This window comes from Flavobacterium cheniae, from assembly GCF_004363695.1.
GTDB classification, from domain to species: Bacteria; Bacteroidota; Bacteroidia; order Flavobacteriales; family Flavobacteriaceae; genus Flavobacterium; species Flavobacterium cheniae.
On sequence record NZ_SNZC01000006.1, the window covers coordinates 41,219 to 67,298 of the forward strand.

Consider the following 26,080-nt stretch of genomic DNA (forward strand, 5'->3'; position numbering starts at 1 on the left):
TTCCTGCGGAAAATCCGCTGCTGAATGGAATGTTTTGTTATATTTATGGTGGCTTGGTTTTGGTTCAACGCCACTGAAATCAAGCCGCAGAACGTTAAAAAAGCTGTTTATGGCTATTCGCCATTTTTAAAGTATAAAGAAAAAAATCCCAATCTTTCGATTGGGATTTTTTGTATTACTTTGTTAAGTACATTTTTCTTCTAGCGTACAAATCGTAGAATTGATCGTCTTTTAAATCGTCTATGAATAAGATGCTTTCTCCGGTTGATTTCATTTCTGGTCCTAATGCTTTATTTACATTTGGAAATTTACTGAAAGAGAAAACGGGTTGCTTAATAGCATATCCTTTTAATTGTGGATTGAAAGTAAAATCAGTTACTTTATTGTGACCTAACATTACCTTAGTTGCATAATTTACATACGGTTCGCCATACGCTTTTGCAATAAATGGAACGGTACGAGATGCTCTTGGATTCGCTTCAATAATATAAACTGTATCGTCTTTTATCGCAAACTGAATATTGATTAAACCTACAGTTTGTAAAGCTCTTGCGATTTTTTCGGTGTGGTCTTTGATTTGTTGCATTACAAATTCGCCCAAGTTAAACGGAGGCAAAGTCGCATTACTATCTCCTGAGTGAACACCACAAGGCTCAATGTGTTCCATAATTCCTATGATGTACACATTTCCATCGGCATCGCAAATGGCATCCGCTTCTGCTTCGATTGCGCCATCTAAATAATGGTCTAACAATAATTTATTTCCTGGAATCGATTTTAATAAATCAATTACGTGTTCTTCTAATTCTTGTTTGTTAATTACGATTTTCATTCCTTGTCCACCCAATACATAAGAAGGACGAACTAATAATGGGAAGTCTAACGTATCTGCTAATACCGAAGCTTCTTCCGCACTTTCCGCAATTCCAAACTTAGGGAATGGAATGTTTAATTTGGTTAATAAATCAGAGAAACGTCCTCTATCTTCCGCTAAATCCAAAGCATCGAATGAAGTTCCTAAAATTTTGATACCGTATTTTGCTAATTTTTCAGCTAATTTCAAAGCCGTTTGACCACCTAACTGAACGATTACACCTTCTGGTTTTTCGTGTTGGATGATATCATAAATATGTTCCCAAAAAACAGGTTCGAAATACAATTTATCAGCTGTATCAAAATCGGTAGAAACCGTTTCTGGATTACAGTTAATCATGATAGTCTCATAACCACATTCTTTCGCTGCTAAAACTCCATGAACACAAGAATAATCGAACTCAATTCCTTGTCCAATTCTATTTGGTCCCGAACCTAAAACGACTACTTTTTTCTTATCGGTAACAATACTTTCGTTATGAACGTATTTGGTTCCGTCTGCTTTTTCAATTTCTGCTTCGAAAGTCGAGTAGAAATAAGGCGTTACCGCTTTAAATTCTGCTGCACACGTATCTACTAATTTGTAAACACGTTTGATGTTTTGTTCGTCACGCAATTTATGTACTTGACTTTCCAAACATCCCATCATGTGGGCAATTTGGCGGTCTCCGTAGCCTTTTTGCTTTGCTTCTAAAAGCAATTCTCTTGGTAACGTATCTACTTTATAATTCGAAATTTCTCTTTCTAAATGGAATAATTCTTCATATTGTTTTAAAAACCACATGTCGATTTTCGTAATCTCGTGAATTCTGCTCAATGGAATTCCCATTGCGATGGCGTCATAGATTACGAAAACTCTGTCCCAACTCGCGAAAGTTAATTTTTCGATGATTTGTTCGTAGTTTTTATAACCTTTTCCGTCTGCTCCTAACCCATTACGTTTGATTTCTAACGACTGAGTAGCCTTGTGAAGCGCTTCTTGGAACGAACGTCCAATTCCCATCACTTCACCTACCGATTTCATTTGAAGTCCTAACGTACGGTCTGAACCTTCAAATTTATCGAAGTTCCATCTTGGTATTTTAACGATTACATAATCTAACGTTGGTTCAAATAAAGCCGAAGTTGATTTTGTAATTTGATTTTGTAATTCATCTAAGTTATATCCTAAAGCTAATTTCGATGCGATTTTTGCAATTGGATAACCCGTAGCTTTTGAAGCTAATGCAGAAGAACGAGATACACGAGGATTGATTTCAATTGCTACGATATCTTCTTTATCATCTGGTGAAACTGCGAATTGTACGTTACAACCTCCAGCAAAATTTCCGATAGAGCGCATCATTAAAATCGCCATATCACGCATTTTTTGGAATGTTGTGTCCGATAAAGTCATCGCTGGCGCCACTGTAATCGAATCTCCAGTATGAATTCCCATTGGGTCCATATTTTCAATCGTACAGATGATTACTACGTTGTCGTTACTATCGCGTAATAATTCTAATTCGTATTCTTTCCACCCCATTAAAGCCTTGTCAATCAACACTTCGTGAATTGGTGATGCTTCTAAACCGTAAGTTAATGCACCATCAAAATCTTCTTTTTTGTAAACAATTGCTGCTCCAGTTCCTCCTAAAGTAAACGAAGGACGGATTACTAATGGAAAACCAAACTCCTGAGCAATTTCTTTTCCTTGTAAGAAAGAGTTAGCCGTTTTAGCCGGAGCTTGCGGAATTCCGATTTTATTTAATAAGTTTTTGAATTGTTCTCTATCTTCAGTAATGTTGATGGCATTGATATCTACACCAATTAATCTTACGTTGAAATCTTTCCAAATTCCTTTTTCATCGGCTTCAATACAAAGATTTAAAGCGGTTTGTCCTCCCATTGTTGGTAAAACAGCATCAATTTGAGGATGTGCTTTTAGGATTTCAATAATCGATTTTGTGGTAAGCGGTTTTAAGTAAACATGATCGGCCATTGATGGGTCGGTCATAATCGTTGCAGGGTTTGAGTTAATTAAGATAACTTCAATTCCTTCCTCACGAAGTGAACGAGCCGATTGAGAACCTGCGTAATCAAATTCGCAAGCTTGACCAATTACGATAGGTCCTGATCCAATAATTAATACCGATTTGATTGTAGTGTCTTTAGGCATTGTGTTGTTGTTTTGTTGTTGTGGGTTGTAGTTATATTGCGATTATAAAATTACTAATTTTCAAAGGTTTACATCTAAATGAACACCAAAACTTATCAAATTTTATAAACAAGTTTAAAAAAAAGCCGCTACTAATAAAAGTAACGGCTGATATATTGTTTTAAGCTAAAACATTATTTTTTGTGTCTTGGTTCGCAAGAAACAGTTAACTTATGTCTTCCTTTAGCTCTTCTACGAGCAAGCACTTTTCTTCCATTAGCAGAAGCCATTCTATCCATGAAACCGTGCTTATTTCTTCTTTTTCTTTTTGATGGTTGAAACGTTCTCTTACTCATTGTAGTATCTTTTAAAATCTATAAATAAAAATCTTTTTTAAAACTCATAGGTTTCCTATCCTGAAAACCGAGTGCAAATATACAAAGACTTTTTTCATTCGCAAGTACTTTTTTAAAAATATTTTTAATTCATTTTATTATCTTTGCACTCAACAAATATACACTATAATGTTTCATAAAAATATCAAATTAGTTCTTGCCGCTTTAATTATAGCATTTGGAATTTATCAATTTACAGAAAGTAATATCGGAAATGGTATCTTTTTGTTATTATTCTCTACTATTTTTATTTTCTTATACTTTAAAAACGAGTTTATTTTATTGGCTTTTTTAAAGTTAAGAAAACAAGATTTTCCTGGAGCACAAAAATGGTTATCATACATTAAAAACCCAGAAGCTGCTTTAGTACAAAAACAACAAGGTTATTTTAATTACTTACATGGTTTAATGGTTTCGCAAACTAATTTAATTGAAGCTGAAAAATATTTCAAAAAAGCAATTGCTCTTGGTTTATCTATGGATCAAGATTTAGCATTAGCTAAACTACAATTAGCGGGTATTGCAATGACAAGAAGAAGAAAAATGGAAGCTACCGCTTTATTAAACGAAGCAAAGAAACTTGACAAACAAAACATGTTGAAAGATCAAATTAAAATGATGAAAGATCAAATGAAAAAAATGTAATTCATTCATTTTCAATACAAAAAAAGCACCTTTCGAGGTGCTTTTTTTGTTATTTTAACGAGTTATCTTTTCGTTTAACGAGTTTTTTAGTTTTGAGTATTTCATTTTCATAGCTTCGCTGAGTAAAAAAATAAAAATTCCCCTAGAATTGAATACCCACTATAATTTTTATAGGAAGATTTATAAAAAAAAGATGGAAAAGGGGAAATTCCTACTTTAAAAAAATCGACTAAATAAACATGAAAAGATTAAAAATTATAGTGGCTTTTCAAAAGAAAAAAACACAAGCAAATTAAACTTTGTTAGAGTATTTAATTGATTTAAGCACTAATTCAACCATACAGAAAAACACCGTTTTGAGTCTCTCATAATTCTACTCTACCACTAACTCAAAATTTATTTTCTGTGTGGTTTTTATTTGCCCAGTAACATTTTACCAGCAATTAATAAAAGAATAAAACCAAATACTTTCTTCAACATTTTTTGGTCTAAATTAACCGCCATTTTACTTCCAAAATACCCTCCAACAACGAAAAACACCGCAATTATTCCAACATAGCACCAATCGATATAACCTTCTTTATGATAGGTATACACCGCAATTGCCGTAACTGGAACCACTAAAACTGCTAAACTAGTTCCTTGTGCTTGATGCTGATTAAATCCTAAAAGCAACACCAACAAAGGCACCATAATTACACCACCGCCTACTCCAACCAATCCGCTTAGAATTCCAGCTAAAACACCAATTAATACTAAAGATAGAACTACTTGAATATCCATTTGGCGCTTATTGTTTGTTATATCCTGAAGTTGGGATTTCGATTTCATATTTTTTACCTGTTGTAATCGTTAATTTTTTATCTCGTAACCAAGGATTGTGGATTTTTAAAATCTTATAATTTACACCTTGTGTTTTAGCAAATTTTGCTAAATCAGTAATGGAAGAGTCAATCACAATCTTTTTTGTTGGAATATTGTAATAAAGCGCTTCGTTTGGAATATTAAATCCATACTTTTCTGATTTTGACATAATTTCTTTCAAAGCTAAAATTCGGAAAACATAACGTGAAGTTTCTTCAGTTAATAATAAATCGTAGTAATCCGCTACTTGCTGTTCTTCCATTTTTTTACTGATTCCGTTCATTCCACCATTATATGAAGCCGCTGCTAACGTCCAAGAACCGAATTTCTCCTTTGCTACTAATAAATATTTACAAGCCGCTTCAGTTGATTTTTCTAAATGATAACGTTCATCGACCTCATCACTTACTTCCATTCCTTTTTCTTTAGCTGTTGCAGGCATAAATTGCCAAACACCTCTTGCTCCTGCAGGTGAAACTGCATTTACCAAACTACTTTCAATAACCGCCAAATATTTAAAATCATCTGGAACTCCATATTTTTTTAAGATAGGTTCTATGATAGGAAAAACTTTATTCGCACGTTTAATTACCAAAGTCGTATTGGTATGATAATTCATATTGGTAATCATTTCTTTATCCAAGCGCTCCTGAACATCGGCCATGAAAGTAGGCACTTCTTCTCCTGCAAAATCCATTTTTAGATTATAACCTACTGGAGAATATTTTGTTCCATCAGAAACTACTCCATAAATAAAAAAACTTCCTAAAGCGGCTATTAATGCTACAATCGCTACTTTCTTTGTCAATACCTTTTTCATTATTCTTTTATTTTAATATTAATTTAGGTAGATTTTCATTCAACCACTTGAATTTATTTACAATCATAATATGTGTTCCGCCTTTTAAAACAATGCAATTCTGAATGTTTTTAATTGGAAAAACTTCATCAGCATCTCCATGAATGTGAATTACTGATTCGTTTATTTCTTTTTGTTTCCAACACAAAATGGTTTCAATTGCCCAATCCAAATAGTTTTTATCTCGTACCGATAAATATCGTTCGTACAACTTCAATCGTTTCGCTACAATATTATCTCCAAATGCATATTTAACCAATTTTTCAATATCTGCCAAAAGTTGGGTCGGAATTAACTTATACGCTTTAGTCGCTTTCGCAACTTTAAAACGCGATGGAAATTCGGTATTCGATTTTACACTCGAAATGATAATTACTTTACGCACTTTCATTTGCTTAGCCATTTCCTGAACCAAAACTCCTCCAAAAGAAACACCAACTAAAACCGGATTTTCATCTTGAATTTTTTCAGTCATTCGAAGCGCGTAACTTTCGATACTTTCCTTATCATTGGGCAAAAACCATTCCAAAAAATGCATTTCAAATTGGTCTTCTGGTAATTTTATGTTTTCGAAAATTGTAGGACTTGCTGCCAAACCTGGCATGAAATAAACTGGAATCTTACTCATTACCATTATATTAAAAAAGTTTCGTAAATTTGCACTCTAATTGAAGTTATCATGGAAATCAAAGATAATGAACTTTTAAGACAATTTGAAATTATTACGGAAACTGGTTTGGTTGCAATTGAGTACTCTGTACAAGAACGCAAACTGTTTTTAACCAAATTTTGCAATAACAATAATGAAGATGAAGAGTTGCATCATGAATTTATTAAAACCGTACTAGAACTTGCTGAAGAACGAAAACTAAAAGTGGTGCCAACGCACGCAAAGTTCATAAGTTTCTTTAGAAAAAACAGAAAATATCGAGAGCTTTTGCCTCCAGGGTTAATGATTTAATCCTAAAAAAAATCCCAAGTCTATTAAACTTGGGATTTTTTTTATGCTTCAACGTTTATGAATTCCATTCTTACACTTCCGTCTTCATCTATCTTGGTTAGATTAATTTCGTGTAATGTATTCACTAATTCTGGATTCCAAGGTGTTTTTACTTTTACATAATTTTCGGTAAAACCATGAATATAGCCTTCTTTATTTTCGCTTTCAAATAAAACTGTTCTGTTGGTTCCAATTTGACTTTCATAAAATGCTCTTCTTTTCTTAACCGAAAGTCCGCGTAACATTTTACTTCTTTTCGAACGCACATTAGCTGGCACTACTCCATCCATGTCAACCGCTTCTGTATTATCTCTTTCCGAATAGGTAAAAACGTGTAAATACGAAATATCTAAATCATTCAAAAAATGATAGGTTTCTAAGAAATGCTCGTCAGTTTCACCTGGAAATCCTACTATAACATCCACTCCAATACAAGCATGAGGCATTACTTCGCGAATTTTTGCAACACGTTCTGTATACAATTCACGCATATAACGACGTTTCATTTTCTTCAAAATATCGTTAGAACCCGATTGTAAAGGAATATGAAAATGAGGAACGAATGTTCGACTTTGTGACACAAATTCAATCGTTTCATTTTTTAATAAATTAGGTTCGATAGAAGAAATTCGCAAACGCTCGATACCTTCAACTTCATCTAAAGCTTTTACTAAATCTAAGAAAGTATGTTCGTGTTTTTTATTTCCGAATTCCCCTTTTCCGTAATCACCAATATTTACTCCAGTAAGAACAATCTCTTTTATTCCTTGTTGTGAAATTTCAGAAGCATTTTTTAGTACATTTTCCAATGCATCACTTCGAGAAATTCCTCTTGCTAATGGAATCGTACAATAAGTACATTTATAATCGCAACCATCTTGTACTTTTAAGAAAGCACGAGTTCTGTCGCCAATTGAATAACTTCCAACGTAAAAATCGGCTTCTTCGATTTCGCATGAATGTACTTCACCCATGTCGTTTTTCGACAAATCATTAATATAATCGGTGATTTTGAATTTTTCTGTCGCTCCTAAAACCAAATCCACTCCATCAACTGCGGCTAATTCTTCTGGTTTTAATTGGGCATAACAACCAACTGCTGCAACAAATGCTTTATCATTCAGCTTCATTGCTTTTTTAACAATTTGCTTAAATTGTTTATCAGCATTATCGGTAACCGAACATGTATTGATTACATAAATATCGGCAATTTCCTCGAAATCAACACGTTCAAAACCTTCATTTTGAAAATCACGTGCAATAGTAGACGTTTCTGAGAAGTTTAATTTGCATCCTAAAGTGTAGAACGCGACTTTTTTCTTGTTTTCCATAAGTAAAACTCAATTAATGAAATCGTTGTCAAAAAATTGAGAGTGCAAAGATAGTTAAATTTGAAAATTATTTCATTTGAAAATTTGAAAATGTAATTAGAGTCAAAGTAATATTCAAATCCATACATCTTCAAATTTTCAAATTAGATTACTCTTTTCTATACTTCTTCGTTTCCTCAAAAACATGTTCTAAAATTTTAGCGTCTTCTTCGGTGAATTCTACATGACGGCGACTCATTACAATTTTAGCGGTTTCGAAAGCTTTTTTAGTGATGTAAGTGGTGAATCCAGAAGCACCACCCCATGAGAAACTTGGTACAAAATTTCTTGGAAATCCTGAACCAAAAATATTCGTTGAAACGCCAACAACTGTTCCTGTATTAAACATCGTATTGATACCACATTTACTGTGATCGCCCATCATTAATCCGCAAAATTGTAAGCCTGTGCGTGCAAAACCTTCCGTTTCATAACTCCACAAACGCACTTCTTCATAGTTGTTTTTTAAGTTGGAATTATTTGAATCAGCGCCAATGTTACACCATTCTCCTAAAACGGAATTTCCTAAAAACCCATCATGTCCTTTATTAGAATAACCAAATAAAACCGAGTTATTTACTTCTCCACCAATGCGACAATGTGGACCAACAGTTGTTGCTCCGTAAACTTTTGTTGCTAATTTCACTTGTGCTTCTTCGCACAAAGCAAATGGTCCACGAATAACCGAACCTTCCATGATTTCCGCATTTTTTCCTATGTAAATTGGACCTGTTGAAGCGTTTAACGTTACAAATTCCAACTTCGCTCCTTCTTCAATGAAAATGTTTTCAGGTGCAATTACGTTAACGCTTTTTGGAATCGGTTGAGAAAATCTATCTTCTGTAAGTAATTCGAAATCTTCACGAATAGCCGCATCATTCTTTGCGAAAATATCCCAAGTATTCTCTACTCGTAAAACGTCTCCTTCGTACTCTATTAATTCATATTCATCAAAATCGATATCTTCTTGTGTATCATTTGTATGAAAAGCAATGATTTCTTCTCCAAAAAGAATCGCTTCTTTAGGATTCAAATTTTGAACCATATCAATTAAAATCGGATTGGGTAAAAAAGAAGCGTTAATCATAACATTCTGTTCCATTTCTACCATTGGATATTTCTTCATCAAATATTCTTCGGTAAGCGTTGTGGTGGTATAACCTAGATATTTTTCCCACTTTTCTCGAATTGTTAAAATTCCGATACGAATATCAGCCACTGGACGAGTAAAAGTAAAAGGAAGTAACGCATTGCGAACGGTTCCGTCAAAAAGTATATAGTTCATTATGTTGAATTGTTAAAGTGATGAATTGTTTAAAACAATACTCAAAAGTAGGAAGATTTAGGCAATAAAAAAAGCCTCACCTAAGTGAAGCTTTTCTCTATTTTGAAAAAGCGAAAAATTATTTAGCTTTTTTAGCGTATTTGCTGTTGAATTTATCAATACGACCTGCAGTATCAATAAGTTTAGATTTACCTGTGTAAAAAGGGTGAGACGTTCTAGAAATCTCCATTTTGAAAACTGGATACTCAACACCTTCGTGAGTAATAGTTTCTTTAGTTTCTACTGTAGATTTAGTGATAAAAACATCTTCATTTGACATGTCTTTAAAAGCAACTAATCTGTAATTTTCTGGGTGAATACCTTTTTTCATTTTGTAAATCTTTTTATTAAGCGATTATAACTTGTTTCGCGGCTCTACATTAAAAGAGGTGTAAACATTTTATAACCTTTTGGTTTATAAACTTTTTATTTCAGAGTGCAAAATTACATTTATTTTTTAATCTAACAATCTTTATGTAACTTTTTTTTATTTTTTATCACTCATATAGAACGATTAGAATTCTTATATTTGTAAATTAATTAAACCAAAACAAACTATGAACGAAATTATTAAAAAGAACGGAATTAACTTTGGTGTTATCACTGGAGTGTTAAGTGTATTGATTACAACATCAATTTACATTGTCGATTTAGCTTTAATGACAAAATGGTGGTTGGGCATTTCTATTTTAGTTGTCTACATTATTATTGGTTGTGTTTTATTAGTTAAAACTAAAAAAGATTTAGGCGGTTTTATGAGCTTTAAAGAAGGTTTTACTGTCTATTTCGTCTCAGCACTTATTGGTATTGCAATTTCTGTTATTTATAATATTTTATTGTTCAACGTTATTGATCCTGAAGCAGCTATCCGATTAAAAGAACTTACACTTGAATCAACTGTTCAAATGTTAGAAAAATTTGGAACACCAACTTCTGCCATTAAAGAAACAGTAGACAAAATGAAAGATTATAATCAATTTTCAACTATTGAACAATTAAAAGGAAGCATCTGGAGCATTGTTGGTTCGGCTGTTTTTGGTGCTATTTTAGCTGCTATCTTCAAAAAAGACAAACCTGTATTCTAAATAAATGAATTTATCTATAGTTATCCCATTATTAAACGAACAAGAATCGTTACCCGAGTTACACAATTGGATTGTGAAAGTGATGCAAACGCACAACTATTCATACGAAATCCTATTTATCGATGATGGTAGTACCGATGCTTCTTGGAATGTTATTTCAAAATTATCTCACGAAAATCCGAATGTAAAAGGTATCCGTTTTCTTAGAAATTATGGAAAATCGCAAGCTTTACACGCTGGTTTTGCTAAAGCACAAGGTGATGTAGTTATTACCATGGATGCCGATTTACAAGATAGTCCAGATGAAATTCCTGAATTATTCCGTTTAATTACAGAAGATAATTATGATTTGATTTCAGGATGGAAGAAAAAACGTTACGATTCAGTTGTAGCGAAAAACATTCCATCTAAATTATTCAATTGGGCTGCTCGAAAAACGTCTGGAGTTCATTTAAACGATTTCAATTGCGGATTAAAAGCTTACAAAAATATTGTCATCAAAAACATAGAAGTTTCAGGTGAAATGCACCGTTATATTCCAGTTTTAGCAAAAAATGCAGGATTTGGAAAAATCGGTGAAAAAGTCGTAATTCATCAAGCTAGAAAATACGGAAGTTCTAAATTTGGAATGAGTCGTTTTATCAATGGTTTCTTGGATTTAATTACGATTTGGTTTTTATCAACCTTCGGGAAAAGACCAATGCACCTTTTTGGATTATTAGGTTCAATCATGTTTGTGATTGGATTTTTATTCGCATTCTATTTAGGAATCGACAAATTATTCATCAACACTTCTGGAAGATTAATCACCGAAAGACCGCAATTTTATTTGTCGTTAACCGCAATGTTGATTGGAACACAATTATTCTTAGCCGGATTTTTAGGTGAAATTATCCTAAGAACCAAAAACAACGAAGAACGTTATAAGATTTCAGAAGTATTATAATATATGAGAAAACAATAGTTCTCTCAAAACATACAGATTATGCATATCGAACAAAGTATTTTAAATAAAGTAAACGAGTGGTTAACCCCAACATTTGACGAAGCAACTCAAGCAGCTATCGAAGAAATGATGACTTCGGCTCCAAAAGAGTTAGAAGAAAGTTTCTACAAAAACTTAGAGTTTGGAACCGGTGGAATGCGCGGTGTTATGGGTGTTGGAACCAATCGTATCAACAAATATACATTAGGTAAAAACACACAAGGTTTATCTGATTATTTACATAAATCGTTTCCAAATGAGCAATTAAAAGTAGCTATTGCTTATGATTGTCGTCATAACAGTAATACATTGGCTAAAGTAGTAGCTGATGTGTTTTCGGCTAACGGAATTAAAGTGTATTTGTTTTCGGATATGCGCCCAACTCCTGAATTATCATTTGCAGTTCGTTATTTGAATTGTCATGTAGGAATTGTGCTGACTGCTTCTCACAATCCACCAGAATACAACGGATACAAAGTATATTGGCAAGATGGCGGCCAATTAGTTCCACCACAAGATGCTGAAATTATAAAAGTAATCGAAGATTTAAAATACAGCGAAATTAAGTTCGAAGCCAACAACGATTTAATTGAATATATTGATACTGAAGTTGACGAAGCTTTCGCAAAATCAACCGTTGAAAACGCAAGTTTTAACACACCAACTGAAGCTAAAGCGAATTTAAAAATCGTTTATACTTCGTTGCACGGAACTTCGATAAAAGCCATTCCAAATGTTTTAGCACAGGCAGGTTATACTGATGTAAATATTGTTCCAGAACAAGCTGAACCTAATGGCGATTTCCCAACCGTAGTTTCTCCAAATCCAGAAGAACCTGAAGCGTTGTCAATGGCAATTGCTTTAGCTGAGAAAATAGGTGCTGATATGGTTGTGGGAACTGATCCAGATTCTGATCGTTTAGGTGTTGCCGTTCGTGATTTAGATGGAAAAATCAAATTATTGAATGGAAACCAAACCATGGTTATCATGACCGCTTTCTTGTTAGAACAATGGAAACGCGCTGATAAATTCCAAGGAAACGAATTCATTGGTTCGACCATTGTTTCTACTCCAATGATGCTGGAATTAGCAGCAGCATATGATGTAGAATGCAAAGTAGGATTAACAGGTTTCAAATGGATTGCGAAATTCATTAAAGATTTTCCGAATCAGAAATTTGTTGGTGGTGGCGAAGAAAGTTTCGGTTTTATGGTTGGTGATGCCGTTCGTGATAAAGATGCGGTTGCTGCTATTTTATTAGTTAGTGAAATTGCAGCGCAAGCAAAAGCTTCAGGAAGTTCATTATATCAAGAACTTTTGAATTTATACATTGATTTTGGATTTTATAAAGAATCTTTAATTTCGATTACCAAAAAAGGAATTGAAGGCGCAAATGAAATCAAACAAATGATGATTGATTTACGCGAAAATCCGCTAAAAGAAATAAACGGTCAACGCGTAATTTGCATCGAAGACTATCAAGCTTCTAAAGGAAAAGATTTTATGAATAATGAAGAATTTGAAATCCATATTCCAAAATCAAACGTATTAATTTACTATTTAGAAGATGGAAGTAAAATTTGCGCAAGACCAAGTGGAACAGAACCTAAAATTAAATTCTATTTCAGCGTAAATGGAGTTTTAGATACGATTGAAAACGCTGAATCATTAGAAAAAGAATTAGATAACAAAATTGCAGGAATTATTTCGGCAATGAAATTAAACTAAATGGACGAAAATTTAAAAAAACTTATTCCTTTTGCTAAAAAGTACAAGTATGACGTTGTTGGTAATATTTCGTTCAATATTTTGTATGCTTTATTTGGGACGTTAGGAATGGTCTTTATCATGCCAGTTCTTTCTGTTTTATTTGACGAAAAAAAAACAGGTAAAGTTGAACTGCCAAAATACGATGGAATAATTAATGCAATAAGCAATTGGCAAGAATATATTGCCTATTATGTAAATCAATATTCTATTGAATATGGTATACAATATGGACTAATGCTTACGGTAGCTTTAGTATTAATAACCTTTTTACTTAAAAACCTATCTAATTATTTAGCATTACAACACTTAACTAAAGTTAAAACAGGAGTTCTACGTGATTTACGTGAAAAAATGTTTAATAAAATTGTTTCATTACCTGTTTCCTATTATTCTGAAAAAAGAAAAGGTGATGTAATGGCGCGAATGCTTGGTGATGTAAACGAAGTTCAAAATTCATTTTTTATGGTTTTAGAACTTATCGTTAAAGAACCTCTGACTATTTTGTTTTCGTTAATTGCTATGATTTCAATTAGTTGGAAATTAACAGTTTTCGTATTTGTTTTTATTCCCATTTCTGGATTCGTTATTTCAAAAATTGGTAAAAGCTTAAAATCAAAATCAAGTAGAGCCCAACAAGAAAACGGCTATTTAATTTCGATAGTAGAAGAAAGTTTAGGTGGTTTAAAAGTAGTCAAAAGCTACAATGCCGAAAACTATTTTGCTAAAACTTTCAACGATTCCATCAATCGTTTATACCAATTAACAATCTTAATTGGAAAGAAAAATAATTTAGCCTCTCCGATGAGTGAATTTATGGGAATTTTAGTTATTGGCGTATTATTAGTTTATGGAGGAAACCTAGTTTTAGTTGAAGGATCTTTAAAAGGATCTAATTTTATTACCTATATAGGCTTAGCTTATAACATTTTAACTCCAGCTAAAGCAATTTCAAAAGCTTCTTATTCTGTAAAAAACGGTTTAGCCGCTGCAGAACGCGTATTCGAAATTTTAGAAGTTGAAAATACAATTACCAACAAACCAAATGCAATTGTAAAAGAATCTTTCAACGAAAAAATCAGTATTGAAAACATCAATTTTAGATATGCTGAAGAAAATGTGTTGAAAAACTTCTCTTTGGAAATTCCGAAAGGAAAAACAGTAGCTTTGGTTGGGCAATCAGGTTCTGGAAAAAGTACGATTGCGAATTTATTGACACGTTTTTATGATGTACAAGAAGGAACCGTAAAAATCGATGGAATCGACATCAAGGATATGACGTTAGAATCGCTTCGAGATTTAATGGGATTGGTTACACAAGATTCGATTTTATTTAACGATTCGATTAAAAACAATATTCGTTTAGGAAAACAAGATGCAACAGATGAGGAAATTATTGCGGCTTTAAAAGTCGCTAATGCCTACGAATTCGTTTCTGCTTTACCTAACGGAATTGAAACCAATATTGGTGATGCTGGTGGAAAACTTTCGGGCGGACAAAAACAACGTTTATCGATTGCGAGAGCCGTTTTGAAAAATCCACCGATTATGATTCTAGATGAAGCAACTTCAGCTTTAGATACCGAAAGTGAAAAGTTTGTTCAAGTGGCATTAGAAAATATGATGCAAAATAGAACTTCGATAGTAATTGCGCACCGTTTATCTACCATTCAAAAAGCGGATAAAATTGTGGTAATGCACAAAGGTGAAATCGTGGAACAAGGAACACATGACGAATTATTAGCTTTAAACGGAACGTATTCGAAGTTAGTGATGATGCAGAGTTTCGAGTAAAAGTTAGAAGTTGGGAGATGGAAGTTAGGAGTTTAGAAATGTGAATAAAACTAATTGCTGATTTAAACAGATTTTTAAATTTTAAACATATAAGTCATATAAGTTTTTAAAGTTGAGTATCTTTATGAATTAAGTTCATTTAAGTCTTACACAAACTTGCCATTCCGACAGGAATCTCTTTCATTATTGAATTTTGAACTTGAACTTGAATTTTGAACTTGAATAATAATGTACATAAACAGCTCAAATATTACGTTACCCGATGACAATGATACCATTGTTTGGAAATATTTGGACTTGTCTAAATTTTTAGACATGTTGTTGTCGCGTCAGTTATTTATGTCGCGTTCTGATAAGTTTGAAGACCAATATGAAGGCACATTTTCGGAACCTACTTTTGAGGAAATCAAGAAAATTGCTGCTAACAATCCGAAGTTTTTAGACAATTACAAATCGCATCGTGAAAAAGTAGTGGTTAGCAGTTGGCACATTAACGAATACGAATCGTTTGCGATGTGGCAAATTTTCACCCAAAACACGGAAGGTTTGGCTATTCAAACTACTATTGGCAGATTAAAAGAAGCCTTACTTCCTGAGAAAAAAACGGAGCAATACATTGGAGCCGTAAATTATATCGATTACAAAAAGGAGTTTATTCCGTTTGATGATACGTTTTTTCCATTTTTGTTTAAACGAAAAAGTTTTCAGTACGAAAGAGAAATTCGCATTATTTCTGACGTTACCAATAACGGAATGAAAATCGACAACGGATTAAAAGTAGATGTAAACCTAAACCAACTAATTGAAAAAATCTACATTCACCCAAAAAGTGAAAACTGGTATAAAAATTTGGTAATTGAATTGGTTTCTAAATTAGGATTTGATTTTGAAATTGAAAAATCGGATTTAGAGAGTGATATTTTGATTTAGAGTTGGAACGCGGATAAAACTGATTCGCCAAGCGAAACGCGGATTGAAACTGATTTTTCCTTCATTTTTGATTTTGATGTCGTCCCTACGGGACTTTTTCTCACTTATCTACTACTACTACTACTACTACTACTACTACTACTACTACTACTACTACTACTACTACTACTACTACTACTACTACTACTACTACCAATATATCGTTCCTACGGAACTAACACATTGTTTTTTTAATAAATATTACTATAATTTGAATAAATGCCGTTAGGCATAAAATATTGGTAATACCCGAATACCAAATAGCATCTAAAATCCCGTAGGGATGACATATTGAAATTATGATTTTGTTTTACTCAAAAATAATTTTGAGAATAGAATTACAACAATAAAAAAAATAAAAAATAAAATCGTTAAATAAAGAAAATATTCTTGTTGTTTACATAAATTATTACCAGAAACATTAGAAATACATTCTCCAGGTTCAACTTCGTACTTAAGGCTTATTCCAGTATTAATTCTTGCGTAAGAAAAAAGTACAATTCCAGCAAATGAAAGGAACAACAACGCAAAATAAATTAATCTCTTCATTATTAATCTAATTAGGAGTATACATTTCCACTTTCCACTCGTCTGCTAACAAGTTTACATAGTGATAATGTACTTTATCATTTTTGTCAAATGCGCCGTTTTTGTTGATGTCTTCGATACATCTAAAATATAAACGGTTTTGTGCTTCAATAATGTTCCAATCTATTAATTCTTGAAATTCTTCTGAAAGTTTCGTGAGATTTTCGCCACTTGCCGTACTCAAATACAGTGATTTGATGTCGTTTTGATTGATTTTACCGTCTTTATTGGTATCCGCATCAACCAATGTATAAGCAATAATTTGTTTCTTGGTTTTTGAAGCAATTCCGTCTAAAAAAGTAGCAGTTTGAATTTGAATTTTTTTATCGGTTAAAGGTTTTACATTCGTAGAATCAATATGTTGAAAATTCAAATTATCAAAATATCCTGTAATTTCAAATCGGTTATAATTTGAAATCGCATAACTTACTTGGTTCGTTTTACTACTTCCGTATGCTCTACTATCGGTATCATACACACGAATATCGCCTACTGGATGAATCAAATATTTCGTTCCTTCCATCAAAATAGGCAAATCGGCAACTTTAAAAGACGTAGTATCTCTTGCGGTATTTTCTACCTTAGATTTTCCATCTTCGTAAATTACTTTTGGTGTTTCCTTTTCTTGCTTGCAACTGATAAGTGTAGTTAGCAAAACTATTGATGTGATAATGCGTTTCATGGAAAAGTATTTATAGTCAAATATACTAAAAAACATTGATTACAGCCTTGCAACCAATTTAATATTAAAAACTCGAGTGGTCATGTAATTTGGAATTCCGTATTGCGATTTCGTATACACATCGCGCACCCAAGTATTCGTAATGGCATTTTGATTGTTGAATAAATTGAAAATTTCTAATCCTAATGAAAATTCATTAAACGGTTTTAACCAAACTTTACTTGATTTGATTTTTTCATCTTTAAACACAAAAGAGAATCCAACATCGGCTCTGCGGTAATCATTCAAACGTAATTGATAAGCGTATGGGTCAGCATAAGCAGGCGAACCACCCGGCAATCCTGTATTATAAACCAAATTCAGATACAATCTCAAGTTTGGAATATTTGGCATATAATCTTGAAACAAAACTCCAAATTTTAATCGTTGATCAGTTGGGCGGGCAATAAAACCTTTTCCATCTTGATTTTCTTCGGTTTTTAAATAGCCAAAAGTAAACCACGATTCTGTTCCTGGTACAAATTCTCCGTTTAAACGAGCATCAAACCCATAAGCATAAGCTTCGGCATCGTTGTTGGCTCTGTAACGAATACGAACGTTATCAATTGTATACGTATTTACATCGGTAATATTTTTATAATACGCTTCAGAAACCAATTTAAACGGTCGTTTCCACATTTTAAAACTATAATCATTGCTCAAAACTACATGAACCGATTGCTGTGCTTTTACATTAGTTTGCACTACACCATCATAATCTCGTAATTCTCTATAAAACGGCGGTTGATGATACAATCCTCCTGATAATCGGAACAACATATCTTTATCCCAATTGGGCTTAAATGCAAACTGAACTCTTGGAGAAAACGTAATTTGGCTATCACCTTTTGGTCGCCCATCAGCATCAACTTGCCATTGATGTGCACGAATTCCAGCATTTACCCAATAGTCGTGTTCGCCTATATTTCCTCTGTAATTCCACTGTGCATAACCTGACAATCTATTGATTCTGGTGAAATTTGTAGCTCTTACATTTTGATAAGGTGCTAATGGACCAACATACGGATTGTAAGGTTGGTCATTTTGATAATCTAAAAGTGGGTTAGGTAATGAAAACCCAGCCGAATCTACAACTTCCCATTCTACAATTCTATCGCGAATATCTTCAAGTGTAAATTTTGCACCCCATTCAAATTGAGATTTTTCATTTAATTCGTGAAAACCTTTAACTTCTGCATTTACGATTAAAGCATCTAAATCGTTACGAGCATGATTTAACTGAGAACCAATTCCACGCGTAAAAACTACATCTCCAAAAGTTTCAGAACCAATATTAGCATCTACTTCACCTAGACGATATTGAGCCAAAATATCATAATATTCTTGTTCTTGTGTGTGATATCCTGAAAGGATAAACTTCAATTTATTTTTTTCGTTGTATTGATAAACGGCTTTTCCGGCACCAAAAAACGTTAGATATTTATCTTTTTCTTGTCCTTCATAAAAAACCAAAAGTGCAATTGGTTCATCGATAGTTCCAAAATTGGTTTGACGTGTTAAAGGTTCGTAATTGTATCTATTTTGCGAAATGTTTCCTAAAAAACTAAAATTCCATTTGGTTGAAGCATTGAAATTCAACAAAGTTTGAACATCAAAAAATGTGGGTCTAAAATTAGTTTCTGTTTCCTGACTGTTTACTAAAAGACTATTATCTCTATATCTAACACCAGTGATATTAGTCCATTTTTGATTTTTAGAAATTCCTTCTGCCGTTAAGCTTCCGCCCAATAAACTCGCTTCTAAACTTGCTGCAAATTGTTTTGGGTTTCGGTACGTGATATCTAAAACTGAAGACAATTTATCGCCATATTTCGATTGAAATCCTCCTGCGGAGAAATCCACATTTTGAACCATATCGGTATTCGTAAAACTCAAACCTTCTTGTTGACCAGAACGAATTAAAAACGGACGATAAACTTCAATTTCGTTTACATATACTAAGTTTTCATCGTAATTTCCTCCACGAACTGCATACGAAGTACTCAATTCATTATTAGAATAAACACCTGGAAGCGTTTTGATAATATTTTCGATTCCGGCATTAGCACCCGGAATTTTTCTAATGATTACAGGGTCAATTGTGGTGACACCCTCGATACGTTTTTTACTATTTCCTGTTACGAAAACTTCTCCAAACTCCTCTACTTTTGAATTCATAACCGGATTTAGCTCAAAATCTTCATTTGGCTTCAGATTCAATTCTAAAGTGATTTTTTTCAATGAAACGTGAGAAAAAGTTATGGTTACTTTTGTATTGGCTTCCAATTCCAAAAGGTAAAAACCATTTTCATTAGAAACAGTTCCCTTGTCTCCTACTTTTACAGTTACATTTTCAACAGGATTATTAAATTCGTCTAAAATAACACCTTTAACTCTGGCTTTTTGAGCCGAAACAGTCAAAGAAAACAAACCAATAATGAATACTAAAATTATATTTTTCAAAAGAATGGATTTTAATTATCTAAAAAAGTAAGATTCAAAGGTAGTAGAATTTTGTAAATTATCGGTAACAACAATCTTTAAATCGTTTCTACCTTCAACGCAAATTTTATCATCTAAATTGTGCACCAACTTTTTTGTTTTATAATCGTATTCTAATAAAATCCATTTTCCGTTCAAATAACCATTGTAAGTATTAATGTCAGATTGTAAATCGGTAACCGAAACACTTATTGTTTTTTGTGTTGACAAAGTTTTACCTTCTACAAAATTTACGTTGTAAATTCTTGGCGGTGTTACATCTTGAGCCAGTTTATATTTTCCTAATGTTTTGGTTTTTATTGAAAATGTATTTCCTTTTCGATACGTTTTATTGTAATCTAACTTATAACCATCTAATGTTGCGATATAGGTTTTTGCCAATTGTTCTTCCGATAACCCTTGTACATCATTAAAAGTAATTGTAATGTTTTTATGAACCGGAACACTATCATCATGCAACGTTAGGATATCGTTACTAACATCAAAATTTAAATAAAAATTAGAATAAAATGCATTTTCTGGAATTTGAACTGAAACATTATTTTTCTCAAAAATAGCTTCATTTTTAGCTTTTACGAAGTAAGGTGTTTTTTGAATCGCATTCTTAATTGTGGGTTGTGAATTAGCAAACTCTATTGGAATTACCAATTCTACTTTATTGCCATGAAAGTCGAATAACTCTACTCGATATGTATAATTTACACCAGGTTGTACTTTAATAATACCATCCTTTTTATTACCCGCTACGATAGAAAGTGGATAATCCGATATTTGAAATAATTTTTGTACACGTTGTCCCATCAAATGAAAACGTTCGTAATCGATAAAATTATTAATGTATCGTGATTCATCAAATGCAAAACCATCAAAACCATATTGGTACTGCAACACTCCGTTTAAATACGCTTTTACTTTGTATAATCCGTTTTTGTTGTAAGCATTGGTACAAAAATCGAAGGCGTTAATTCCAAAAGCAACTTTTCCGTTAGCCTTAACTTTCACTCCTAAATAACTTCCATCGGCTTGTTTAGAAAATGAAATATTAATGGGTTTTTGAGAATTATTAACCGTGGTTGAATCTAAAGGATAAGCTACAAGTCCTTGAATAACAGGTTTTCTTTCATCCTTAATGATTTTCTTGAAACCAAAATGCATCGGATTTAAAATTTCTTCCGATTTGGTGTTTCTAAATTCAAAATGCAAATGAGGACCGCCACTACCTCCTGTATTTCCAGAAAAAGCTATTACATCTCCTTTTTTTACTGGTAATTCTGTTGGGTACAAATACATTTCTACTTCATAAGATTGTTCTTTGTACTGTCTTGCTTTAATAAAAGATTCGATAGCACCATTGGCTTTTTGCAAATGTCCGTAAACTGATGTATAGCCATTTGGGTGCGTAACATAAATAGCTTTTCCGTAACCAAATGTTGAGATTTTAATTCTTGAAATATAACCATCACCTGCGGCATAAACTGGAAGACCTTCAACACCTTTTGTTTTAAAATCCAAACCGGAATGAAAGTGATTGCTTCGTAATTCACCAAAAGAACCTGATACATCAAGTGTTACATCTAAAGGTGATTGGAAATAATCTTGAGGATAATCCTGACTAAAAATTAAGAATGGGGTGAATAAAATGGCTAATACAAATCTCATAGTGCTTGTGTTTAGTGCTAAAATACTAAAATAATTTCATATAAAGTAAACAAAAACCATACCTATAATAATTATTTAATAATCAAATAGTTACAAATAATAAAAATTAATTCACAAAATTTAGTAAAAAGTATTGTTATTTTTGATTACTAATGCTAACTTTGTGAAATATTGAAATGAATTCTATCATTAATGAATGGATTATCTGAATTAATTGATTCTCTCGAAGTTAAATTTTTTAAGCTCAACCAGAAAGTGGCGCAGCTTGAAATGAAAAACCAAGAGTTGCAAGACGAATTGTTGCTTTCTAAAAAAAATCAACAAAAGCAATCAGGCGAAATTGAAACCCTGAAGAACCAATTAGATACTCTAAAAATGGTAAACTCATTACTAGGCAGTGAAGAAAATAAACGAGAAACGAAACTCAAAATAAATTCATTAATCAGAGAAATCGATTATTGTATAGCCCAACTTTCAGATTAGAAAGCTCATGAGTGAAAAACTGAAAATTAAAATATCAATAGCAGATCGTGTGTATCCCTTAACTGTGGAACCATCACAAGAAGAAGGACTAAGAAGTGCTTCAAAAAAAATAGATGCTATGATTAAACAGTTTGAACAAAGCTATGCCGTAAGAGACAAACAAGATGTTTTAGCCATGTGTGCTTTGCAATTTGCAGCACAAGTAGAGCAAAAACAAATTAGTAAATCTCAAGATAATGAAACTAACATAACCAGATTGCAAAATTTGGATAAAAAATTGAGCGAGTTACTCTCAAAATAAATACGTTCTTACATCATAAATACGATACTGCCTACATTAGTATATATTTGATAAACTCAACACTAACAAATTAAACGAGTGAATCTTTGCAACTATAACAGGCCCTTAAGTGGGAAGTTTGAACTGCAGGTTAGCTCAAATCTTGTATAACAGAGTTTATACAAACACCTAATGTAGGCTTTTTTTATATAATTTTTTAACACACATATGGACATACTAAGTATAATAATTGGAATTGTTGTTGGTCTTGCAGGAGGTTTTGGAATCGCTAAATTTTTAGAGAAAAGCAATGTTTCAAACCTTATTAAAAACGCAAAAAAAGAAGCAGGTTCAATTTTAAAAGATGCTAAAGCTGAAGCTGAAGCTACTAAAAAAGAGAAAATCCTACAAGCTAAAGAGAAGTTTTTAGAACTTAAAGCTGAACACGAACAAGTAATTTTAGCTAGAGATAAAAAAACTGCAGAGGCTGAAAAAAGAACAAGAGACAAAGAATCTCAAATTTCTAATGAATTAGCTAAAGCGAAAAAAGTAAATGACGAAGCCGAAGCTAAAATTGCTGAATACTCTAGTAAAATTGAGCTTTTAGACAAAAAACAACAAGAAATAGACAAACTTCACAAAAGTCAAGTAGAACAGTTAGAAGTAATTTCTGGTTTATCTGCTGAGGAAGCTAAAGAACAATTGGTAGAAAGCTTAAAAGCGGAAGCCAAAACAAATGCTATGTCATTCATCCAAGATACGGTTGAAGAAGCAAAAATGACAGCACACCAAGAAGCTAAGAAAATAATCATTAGCACCATTCAACGTGTAGGTACTGAAGAAGCAGTAGAAAACTGTGTATCGGTATTTAACATTGAATCTGATGATGTAAAAGGTAGAATTATTGGTCGTGAAGGTCGTAACATTAGAGCTTTAGAAGCTGCAACTGGAGTTGAAATCATTGTTGATGACACGCCAGAAGCTATCATCTTATCTTGTTTTGATCCGGTAAGAAGAGAAATCGCTCGTTTAGCATTACACAAATTAGTAACTGACGGACGTATTCACCCAGCTCGTATTGAAGAAGTTGTTGCAAAAACGGCTAAACAAATCGACGAGGAAATCATCGAAACTGGAAAACGTACGGTAATTGATTTAGGAATCCATGGATTACACCCTGAATTAATTAAAGTAGTAGGAAGAATGAAATATCGTTCATCTTACGGACAAAACTTGTTACAACACTCAAGAGAAGTAGCTAAGTTATGTGGTATCATGGCGGCTGAATTAGGATTAAACGTTAAATTAGCTAAAAGAGCTGGTTTATTACACGATATTGGAAAAGTACCAGATACTGAAAGTGAATTACCTCACGCAATCTTAGGTATGCAATGGGCTGAAAAATATGGTGAAAAAGAAGAAGTTTGTAACGCTATTGGAGCACACCACGACGAAATTGAAATGAAATCATTGATTTCTCCAATTATCCAAGTTTGCGATGCTATTTCTGGAGCTCGTCCTGGAGCAAGAAGACAAGTATTAGATTCATACATCCAACGTTTAAAAGATTTAGAAGATATTGCTTTCGGATTCAATGGAGTTAAAAACGCATATGCAATTCAGGCAGGTAGAGAATTACGTGTTATTGTAGAAAGTGAAAAAGTATCTGACGATGCAGCAGTAAACTTATCGTTCGATATTTCTCAAAAAATTCAAACTGAAATGACATATCCTGGTCAAGTTAAAATTACGGTTATTCGTGAAACTAGAGCTGTGAATATTGCAAAATAGTCTTAAGTTATAGAAAATTAAATGCCGTGTTAATTCATTTTAGCACGGTTTTTTTATGCCCATTTTTGTCATTCTGTTAGGAATCTCTTTAGTGAGTGATTATTGTTGTTTGTTTTAAACATATAAGTCATGTAAGTTTAATCTTGAACTAAATTCCGATTTGAAGTTCATAAAAGAGATGCTTTCAGCATGACAAACGTTGAGGAAAACTTAGCGACTTCGCGTCTTTGCGAGCAATACTCAAAAAAAGTAAAACGTCTCTGTGTAGCACTTAATCGACTCAAAGAAATTCAAAAAAACTCTGTGCATCTCTGTGTAAAAACAAACCCTACTTCCTCGGATGATAATTATTCAACACTTCCGAAAGGAATTTTCTATCCAAATGCATATACACTTCGGTTGTAGTAATCGATTCGTGACCGAGCATTAATTGTATGGAGCGTAAATCGGCTCCATTTTCCAATAAATGGGTCGCAAAAGAATGTCGGAATGTGTGTGGACTGATGGTTTTATTTAAGTTGATTTTTACTGCTAAATCTTTTATAATCGTAAAAACCATCGCTCGAGTTAATTGCCTTCCTCTCCTATTTAAAAAAAGCGTATCCTCATGCCCTTTTTGCACCGGATAATGCACTCGAATCAAATTTAAATAAGATGTAATATATTTGATTGTAGAGCCTCCTACAGGCACAAAACGTTGTTTATTTCCTTTTCCTGTGATTTTGATGAAACCTTCTTCAAAAAACAAATCAGAAATCTTTAAACCCACTAACTCAGAAACACGCAAACCACAACTGTATAACGTTTCTAACATAGCTCTGTTGCGTTCGCCTTCTGGAGTAGATAAATCTATTGCCGAAATTAACGCATCTATTTCCTCTGTGGCTAAAGTATCGGGTAATTTTCTACCGGTTTTAGGAACTTCAATTAATTCAAGCGGTGTGTCTTTTCGATAATCTTCGAAAACTAAGTAGTTGAAAAAACTTTTTAATCCAGAAATGACGCGTGATTGACTACGAGCATTGACTTTAGACGAAATTTCGTAAATAAATTGCTGAATAGTTTCTTCAGTAATAGTAATAGGAGAATCGGCAATATCGTGCTGATGTAAGAACAACACTAATTTTTCAATATCAAACGTGTAGTTTTCAATGGTATTCTTAGAAAGCCCACGCTCTAAACGCAGATAATTTTGATATTCTTTAATATACGATTGCCAAGTACTCATATTTCAAATGTAGGCAAATTATCGAAATAAAAAAACCCGAGCAATGCTCGGGCTAGGAATTATAATAAAAAACATGAAATTAGAATCTGTAACCTAAACTAAGTTGAAAAACGCTATTTTGTGCCTCAAAATCACCAGAATCTTCTAAAATATTTGACAACCCTAAATTATATCTTATTCCAGCAGAAACATTATCTGTAAAATTATAACCAAGACCAAAGTTCATTCCAAAATCAATCGATTTAAAATTATCTTTAACGTCAATTCCGTCTTCACTTTCAGAATAATCTACATCACCGTCTATGGTTTCTACATATTCATAATCCTCTTTAGCACTAACCAAAAAACCAATTTGTGGTCCTACCTCTAAACTAAACTTTGATGTAGCATAATATTTAGCCATTAAAGGTATATTCAAATAGGTAAGTTTTAAATTTGACTCTTCAGAAAATCCAAACTCAGTTCCACCAAAAATCTCTGATTCAGAATATTCATATTTAGCTCCTTGAGTTGAGATCAATAATTCAGGCTGGAATGAAAACTTCTCAGTAAATTTAATTTCAGCAAAAGCTCCAATGTGAAAACCAATTTTAGAATTTAAATCTTCAATATCTCCTGACAAAGTTGCTAAGTTTAAACCTGCTTTTGCTCCATATTTAACTTCTTGAGCTTGAGAAAATCCAAATGTTGCAATAGCAATTACGCTTAAAATAATTTTTTTCATAATATTTAAATAGTTTATATTTTTAACGCTACAAACA

At 32.7% G+C, this 26,080-nt stretch carries 23 protein-coding genes; 10 read left to right on the plus strand and 13 right to left on the minus strand.

Annotation, left to right across the window (positions count from 1 at the left end; translation table 11 throughout):
• Positions 1–175: 175 nt before the first annotated feature.
• Both carB and rpmH read right to left on the minus strand, forming a co-directional pair.
• Positions 176–3,031 carry a carbamoyl-phosphate synthase large subunit gene (gene carB, locus C8D80_RS12135; RefSeq protein ID WP_133610782.1) on the minus strand — a complete coding sequence of 952 codons (2,856 nt, stop codon included), beginning with the start codon at positions 3,029–3,031 and terminating at the stop codon, positions 176–178.
• 173 nt (positions 3,032–3,204) lie between these two features.
• On the minus strand, positions 3,205–3,366 hold the full coding sequence (gene rpmH, locus C8D80_RS12140) for a 50S ribosomal protein L34 (protein WP_007136275.1): 162 nt from the start codon (positions 3,364–3,366) through the stop codon (positions 3,205–3,207).
• A gap of 168 nt (positions 3,367–3,534) precedes the next feature.
• Between rpmH and C8D80_RS12145 the strand changes: the two genes are divergently transcribed.
• Positions 3,535–4,050: a DUF2892 domain-containing protein gene (locus tag C8D80_RS12145; RefSeq protein ID WP_133610784.1), complete on the plus strand. Its 516-nt coding sequence runs from the start codon at positions 3,535–3,537 to the stop codon at positions 4,048–4,050.
• A gap of 414 nt (positions 4,051–4,464) precedes the next feature.
• Here the strand turns inward: C8D80_RS12145 and C8D80_RS12150 are convergent, their stop codons facing one another.
• Genes C8D80_RS12150 through C8D80_RS12160 form a run of 3 tightly spaced genes read right to left on the minus strand, consistent with a single transcriptional unit; the run spans position 4,465 to position 6,401 of the window.
• On the minus strand, positions 4,465–4,833 hold the full coding sequence (locus C8D80_RS12150; RefSeq protein WP_133610905.1) for a sulfite exporter TauE/SafE family protein: 369 nt from the start codon (positions 4,831–4,833) through the stop codon (positions 4,465–4,467).
• A 7-nt stretch (positions 4,834–4,840) separates the two neighbouring features.
• The gene (locus C8D80_RS12155; protein ID WP_133610786.1) at positions 4,841–5,734 is read right to left on the minus strand and encodes a transglycosylase SLT domain-containing protein; all 894 of its coding nucleotides are present in this window, start codon (positions 5,732–5,734) and stop codon (positions 4,841–4,843) included.
• A gap of 7 nt (positions 5,735–5,741) precedes the next feature.
• A complete protein-coding gene (locus C8D80_RS12160) occupies positions 5,742–6,401 on the minus strand; it encodes an alpha/beta fold hydrolase (RefSeq protein ID WP_162845077.1) in 660 nt (219 codons plus the stop codon).
• A gap of 51 nt (positions 6,402–6,452) precedes the next feature.
• Here C8D80_RS12160 and C8D80_RS12165 point away from each other — a divergent pair, with 51 nt between their 5' ends.
• On the plus strand, positions 6,453–6,734 hold the full coding sequence (locus tag C8D80_RS12165; protein WP_133610790.1) for a GNAT family N-acetyltransferase: 282 nt from the start codon (positions 6,453–6,455) through the stop codon (positions 6,732–6,734).
• 41 nt (positions 6,735–6,775) lie between these two features.
• On the opposite strand, the gene mtaB is transcribed toward C8D80_RS12165, so the two are convergent.
• The 3 genes from mtaB to C8D80_RS12180 all read right to left on the minus strand — a co-directional run bounded on the left by mtaB (position 6,776) and on the right by C8D80_RS12180 (position 9,798).
• Positions 6,776–8,104, minus strand: a complete 1,329-nt coding sequence (mtaB, locus tag C8D80_RS12170; RefSeq protein ID WP_133610792.1) for a tRNA (N(6)-L-threonylcarbamoyladenosine(37)-C(2))-methylthiotransferase MtaB — start codon at positions 8,102–8,104, stop codon at positions 6,776–6,778.
• Between the two features lie 148 nt (positions 8,105–8,252).
• The gene (locus C8D80_RS12175) at positions 8,253–9,428 is read right to left on the minus strand and encodes a GlmU family protein (RefSeq protein ID WP_133610794.1); all 1,176 of its coding nucleotides are present in this window, start codon (positions 9,426–9,428) and stop codon (positions 8,253–8,255) included.
• Between the two features lie 118 nt (positions 9,429–9,546).
• On the minus strand, positions 9,547–9,798 hold the full coding sequence (locus C8D80_RS12180; protein WP_026724762.1) for a type B 50S ribosomal protein L31: 252 nt from the start codon (positions 9,796–9,798) through the stop codon (positions 9,547–9,549).
• 226 nt (positions 9,799–10,024) lie between these two features.
• Here C8D80_RS12180 and C8D80_RS12185 point away from each other — a divergent pair, with 226 nt between their 5' ends.
• The 5 genes from C8D80_RS12185 to C8D80_RS12205 all read left to right on the plus strand — a co-directional run bounded on the left by C8D80_RS12185 (position 10,025) and on the right by C8D80_RS12205 (position 16,028).
• Positions 10,025–10,552 carry a DUF4199 domain-containing protein gene (locus tag C8D80_RS12185; RefSeq protein ID WP_133610796.1) on the plus strand — a complete coding sequence of 176 codons (528 nt, stop codon included), beginning with the start codon at positions 10,025–10,027 and terminating at the stop codon, positions 10,550–10,552.
• A gap of 4 nt (positions 10,553–10,556) precedes the next feature.
• Entirely contained in the window at positions 10,557–11,498 is a 942-nt protein-coding gene (locus C8D80_RS12190; protein WP_133610798.1) for a glycosyltransferase family 2 protein, read from the plus strand.
• A gap of 39 nt (positions 11,499–11,537) precedes the next feature.
• Entirely contained in the window at positions 11,538–13,265 is a 1,728-nt protein-coding gene (locus tag C8D80_RS12195) for a phospho-sugar mutase (protein ID WP_133610800.1), read from the plus strand.
• Positions 13,266–15,098 (plus strand): ABC transporter ATP-binding protein, encoded by a 1,833-nt coding sequence (locus tag C8D80_RS12200; protein WP_133610802.1) that lies wholly within the window; start codon positions 13,266–13,268, stop codon positions 15,096–15,098.
• Positions 15,099–15,326: 228 nt separating this feature from the next.
• Positions 15,327–16,028 (plus strand): hypothetical protein, encoded by a 702-nt coding sequence (locus C8D80_RS12205; RefSeq protein WP_133610804.1) that lies wholly within the window; start codon positions 15,327–15,329, stop codon positions 16,026–16,028.
• Positions 16,029–16,623: 595 nt separating this feature from the next.
• Here C8D80_RS12205 and C8D80_RS12220 read toward each other — a convergent pair.
• Genes C8D80_RS12220 through C8D80_RS12230 form a run of 3 tightly spaced genes read right to left on the minus strand, consistent with a single transcriptional unit; the run spans position 16,624 to position 21,537 of the window.
• Positions 16,624–17,337: a hypothetical protein gene (locus C8D80_RS12220; protein WP_133610808.1), complete on the minus strand. Its 714-nt coding sequence runs from the start codon at positions 17,335–17,337 to the stop codon at positions 16,624–16,626.
• 39 nt (positions 17,338–17,376) lie between these two features.
• Entirely contained in the window at positions 17,377–19,845 is a 2,469-nt protein-coding gene (locus C8D80_RS12225) for a TonB-dependent receptor (RefSeq protein ID WP_394364583.1), read from the minus strand.
• Positions 19,846–19,854: 9 nt separating this feature from the next.
• Positions 19,855–21,537, minus strand: coding sequence for a M23 family metallopeptidase (locus C8D80_RS12230; RefSeq protein WP_133610810.1), 1,683 nt, complete (start codon positions 21,535–21,537; stop codon positions 19,855–19,857).
• 192 nt (positions 21,538–21,729) lie between these two features.
• Here C8D80_RS12230 and C8D80_RS12235 point away from each other — a divergent pair, with 192 nt between their 5' ends.
• The 3 genes from C8D80_RS12235 to rny all read left to right on the plus strand — a co-directional run bounded on the left by C8D80_RS12235 (position 21,730) and on the right by rny (position 24,091).
• On the plus strand, positions 21,730–22,020 hold the full coding sequence (locus C8D80_RS12235; RefSeq protein ID WP_133610812.1) for a hypothetical protein: 291 nt from the start codon (positions 21,730–21,732) through the stop codon (positions 22,018–22,020).
• A gap of 7 nt (positions 22,021–22,027) precedes the next feature.
• On the plus strand, positions 22,028–22,321 hold the full coding sequence (locus C8D80_RS12240; RefSeq protein ID WP_133610814.1) for a cell division protein ZapA: 294 nt from the start codon (positions 22,028–22,030) through the stop codon (positions 22,319–22,321).
• Between the two features lie 207 nt (positions 22,322–22,528).
• Positions 22,529–24,091 (plus strand): ribonuclease Y, encoded by a 1,563-nt coding sequence (gene rny / locus C8D80_RS12245; RefSeq protein WP_133610816.1) that lies wholly within the window; start codon positions 22,529–22,531, stop codon positions 24,089–24,091.
• 328 nt (positions 24,092–24,419) lie between these two features.
• Here rny and xerD read toward each other — a convergent pair whose 3' ends face one another.
• Complete coding sequence (gene xerD / locus C8D80_RS12250; RefSeq protein ID WP_133610818.1) at positions 24,420–25,319, minus strand: site-specific tyrosine recombinase XerD; 900 nt, start codon at positions 25,317–25,319, stop codon at positions 24,420–24,422.
• 79 nt (positions 25,320–25,398) lie between these two features.
• Positions 25,399–26,043: a porin family protein gene (locus C8D80_RS12255; RefSeq protein WP_133610820.1), complete on the minus strand. Its 645-nt coding sequence runs from the start codon at positions 26,041–26,043 to the stop codon at positions 25,399–25,401.
• Positions 26,044–26,080 lie beyond the last annotated feature (37 nt).

Bases quoted from the DNA above. Each gene is read 5' to 3' on its own strand.
- carB (WP_133610782.1), bottom strand. From the start codon at position 3,031: ATGCCTAAAGACACTACAATCAAATCGGTATTAATTATTGGATCAGGA.
- rpmH (WP_007136275.1), bottom strand. From the start codon at position 3,366: ATGAGTAAGAGAACGTTTCAACCATCAAAAAGAAAAAGAAGAAATAAG.
- C8D80_RS12145 (WP_133610784.1), top strand. From the start codon at position 3,535: ATGTTTCATAAAAATATCAAATTAGTTCTTGCCGCTTTAATTATAGCA.
- C8D80_RS12150 (WP_133610905.1), bottom strand. From the start codon at position 4,833: ATGGATATTCAAGTAGTTCTATCTTTAGTATTAATTGGTGTTTTAGCT.
- C8D80_RS12155 (WP_133610786.1), bottom strand. From the start codon at position 5,734: ATGAAAAAGGTATTGACAAAGAAAGTAGCGATTGTAGCATTAATAGCC.
- C8D80_RS12160 (WP_162845077.1), bottom strand. From the start codon at position 6,401: ATGAGTAAGATTCCAGTTTATTTCATGCCAGGTTTGGCAGCAAGTCCT.
- C8D80_RS12165 (WP_133610790.1), top strand. From the start codon at position 6,453: ATGGAAATCAAAGATAATGAACTTTTAAGACAATTTGAAATTATTACG.
- mtaB (WP_133610792.1), bottom strand. From the start codon at position 8,104: ATGGAAAACAAGAAAAAAGTCGCGTTCTACACTTTAGGATGCAAATTA.
- C8D80_RS12175 (WP_133610794.1), bottom strand. From the start codon at position 9,428: ATGAACTATATACTTTTTGACGGAACCGTTCGCAATGCGTTACTTCCT.
- C8D80_RS12180 (WP_026724762.1), bottom strand. From the start codon at position 9,798: ATGAAAAAAGGTATTCACCCAGAAAATTACAGATTAGTTGCTTTTAAA.
- C8D80_RS12185 (WP_133610796.1), top strand. From the start codon at position 10,025: ATGAACGAAATTATTAAAAAGAACGGAATTAACTTTGGTGTTATCACT.
- C8D80_RS12190 (WP_133610798.1), top strand. From the start codon at position 10,557: ATGAATTTATCTATAGTTATCCCATTATTAAACGAACAAGAATCGTTA.
- C8D80_RS12195 (WP_133610800.1), top strand. From the start codon at position 11,538: ATGCATATCGAACAAAGTATTTTAAATAAAGTAAACGAGTGGTTAACC.
- C8D80_RS12200 (WP_133610802.1), top strand. From the start codon at position 13,266: ATGGACGAAAATTTAAAAAAACTTATTCCTTTTGCTAAAAAGTACAAG.
- C8D80_RS12205 (WP_133610804.1), top strand. From the start codon at position 15,327: ATGTACATAAACAGCTCAAATATTACGTTACCCGATGACAATGATACC.
- C8D80_RS12220 (WP_133610808.1), bottom strand. From the start codon at position 17,337: ATGAAACGCATTATCACATCAATAGTTTTGCTAACTACACTTATCAGT.
- C8D80_RS12230 (WP_133610810.1), bottom strand. From the start codon at position 21,537: ATGAGATTTGTATTAGCCATTTTATTCACCCCATTCTTAATTTTTAGT.
- C8D80_RS12235 (WP_133610812.1), top strand. From the start codon at position 21,730: ATGAATGGATTATCTGAATTAATTGATTCTCTCGAAGTTAAATTTTTT.
- C8D80_RS12240 (WP_133610814.1), top strand. From the start codon at position 22,028: ATGAGTGAAAAACTGAAAATTAAAATATCAATAGCAGATCGTGTGTAT.
- rny (WP_133610816.1), top strand. From the start codon at position 22,529: ATGGACATACTAAGTATAATAATTGGAATTGTTGTTGGTCTTGCAGGA.
- xerD (WP_133610818.1), bottom strand. From the start codon at position 25,319: ATGAGTACTTGGCAATCGTATATTAAAGAATATCAAAATTATCTGCGT.
- C8D80_RS12255 (WP_133610820.1), bottom strand. From the start codon at position 26,043: ATGAAAAAAATTATTTTAAGCGTAATTGCTATTGCAACATTTGGATTT.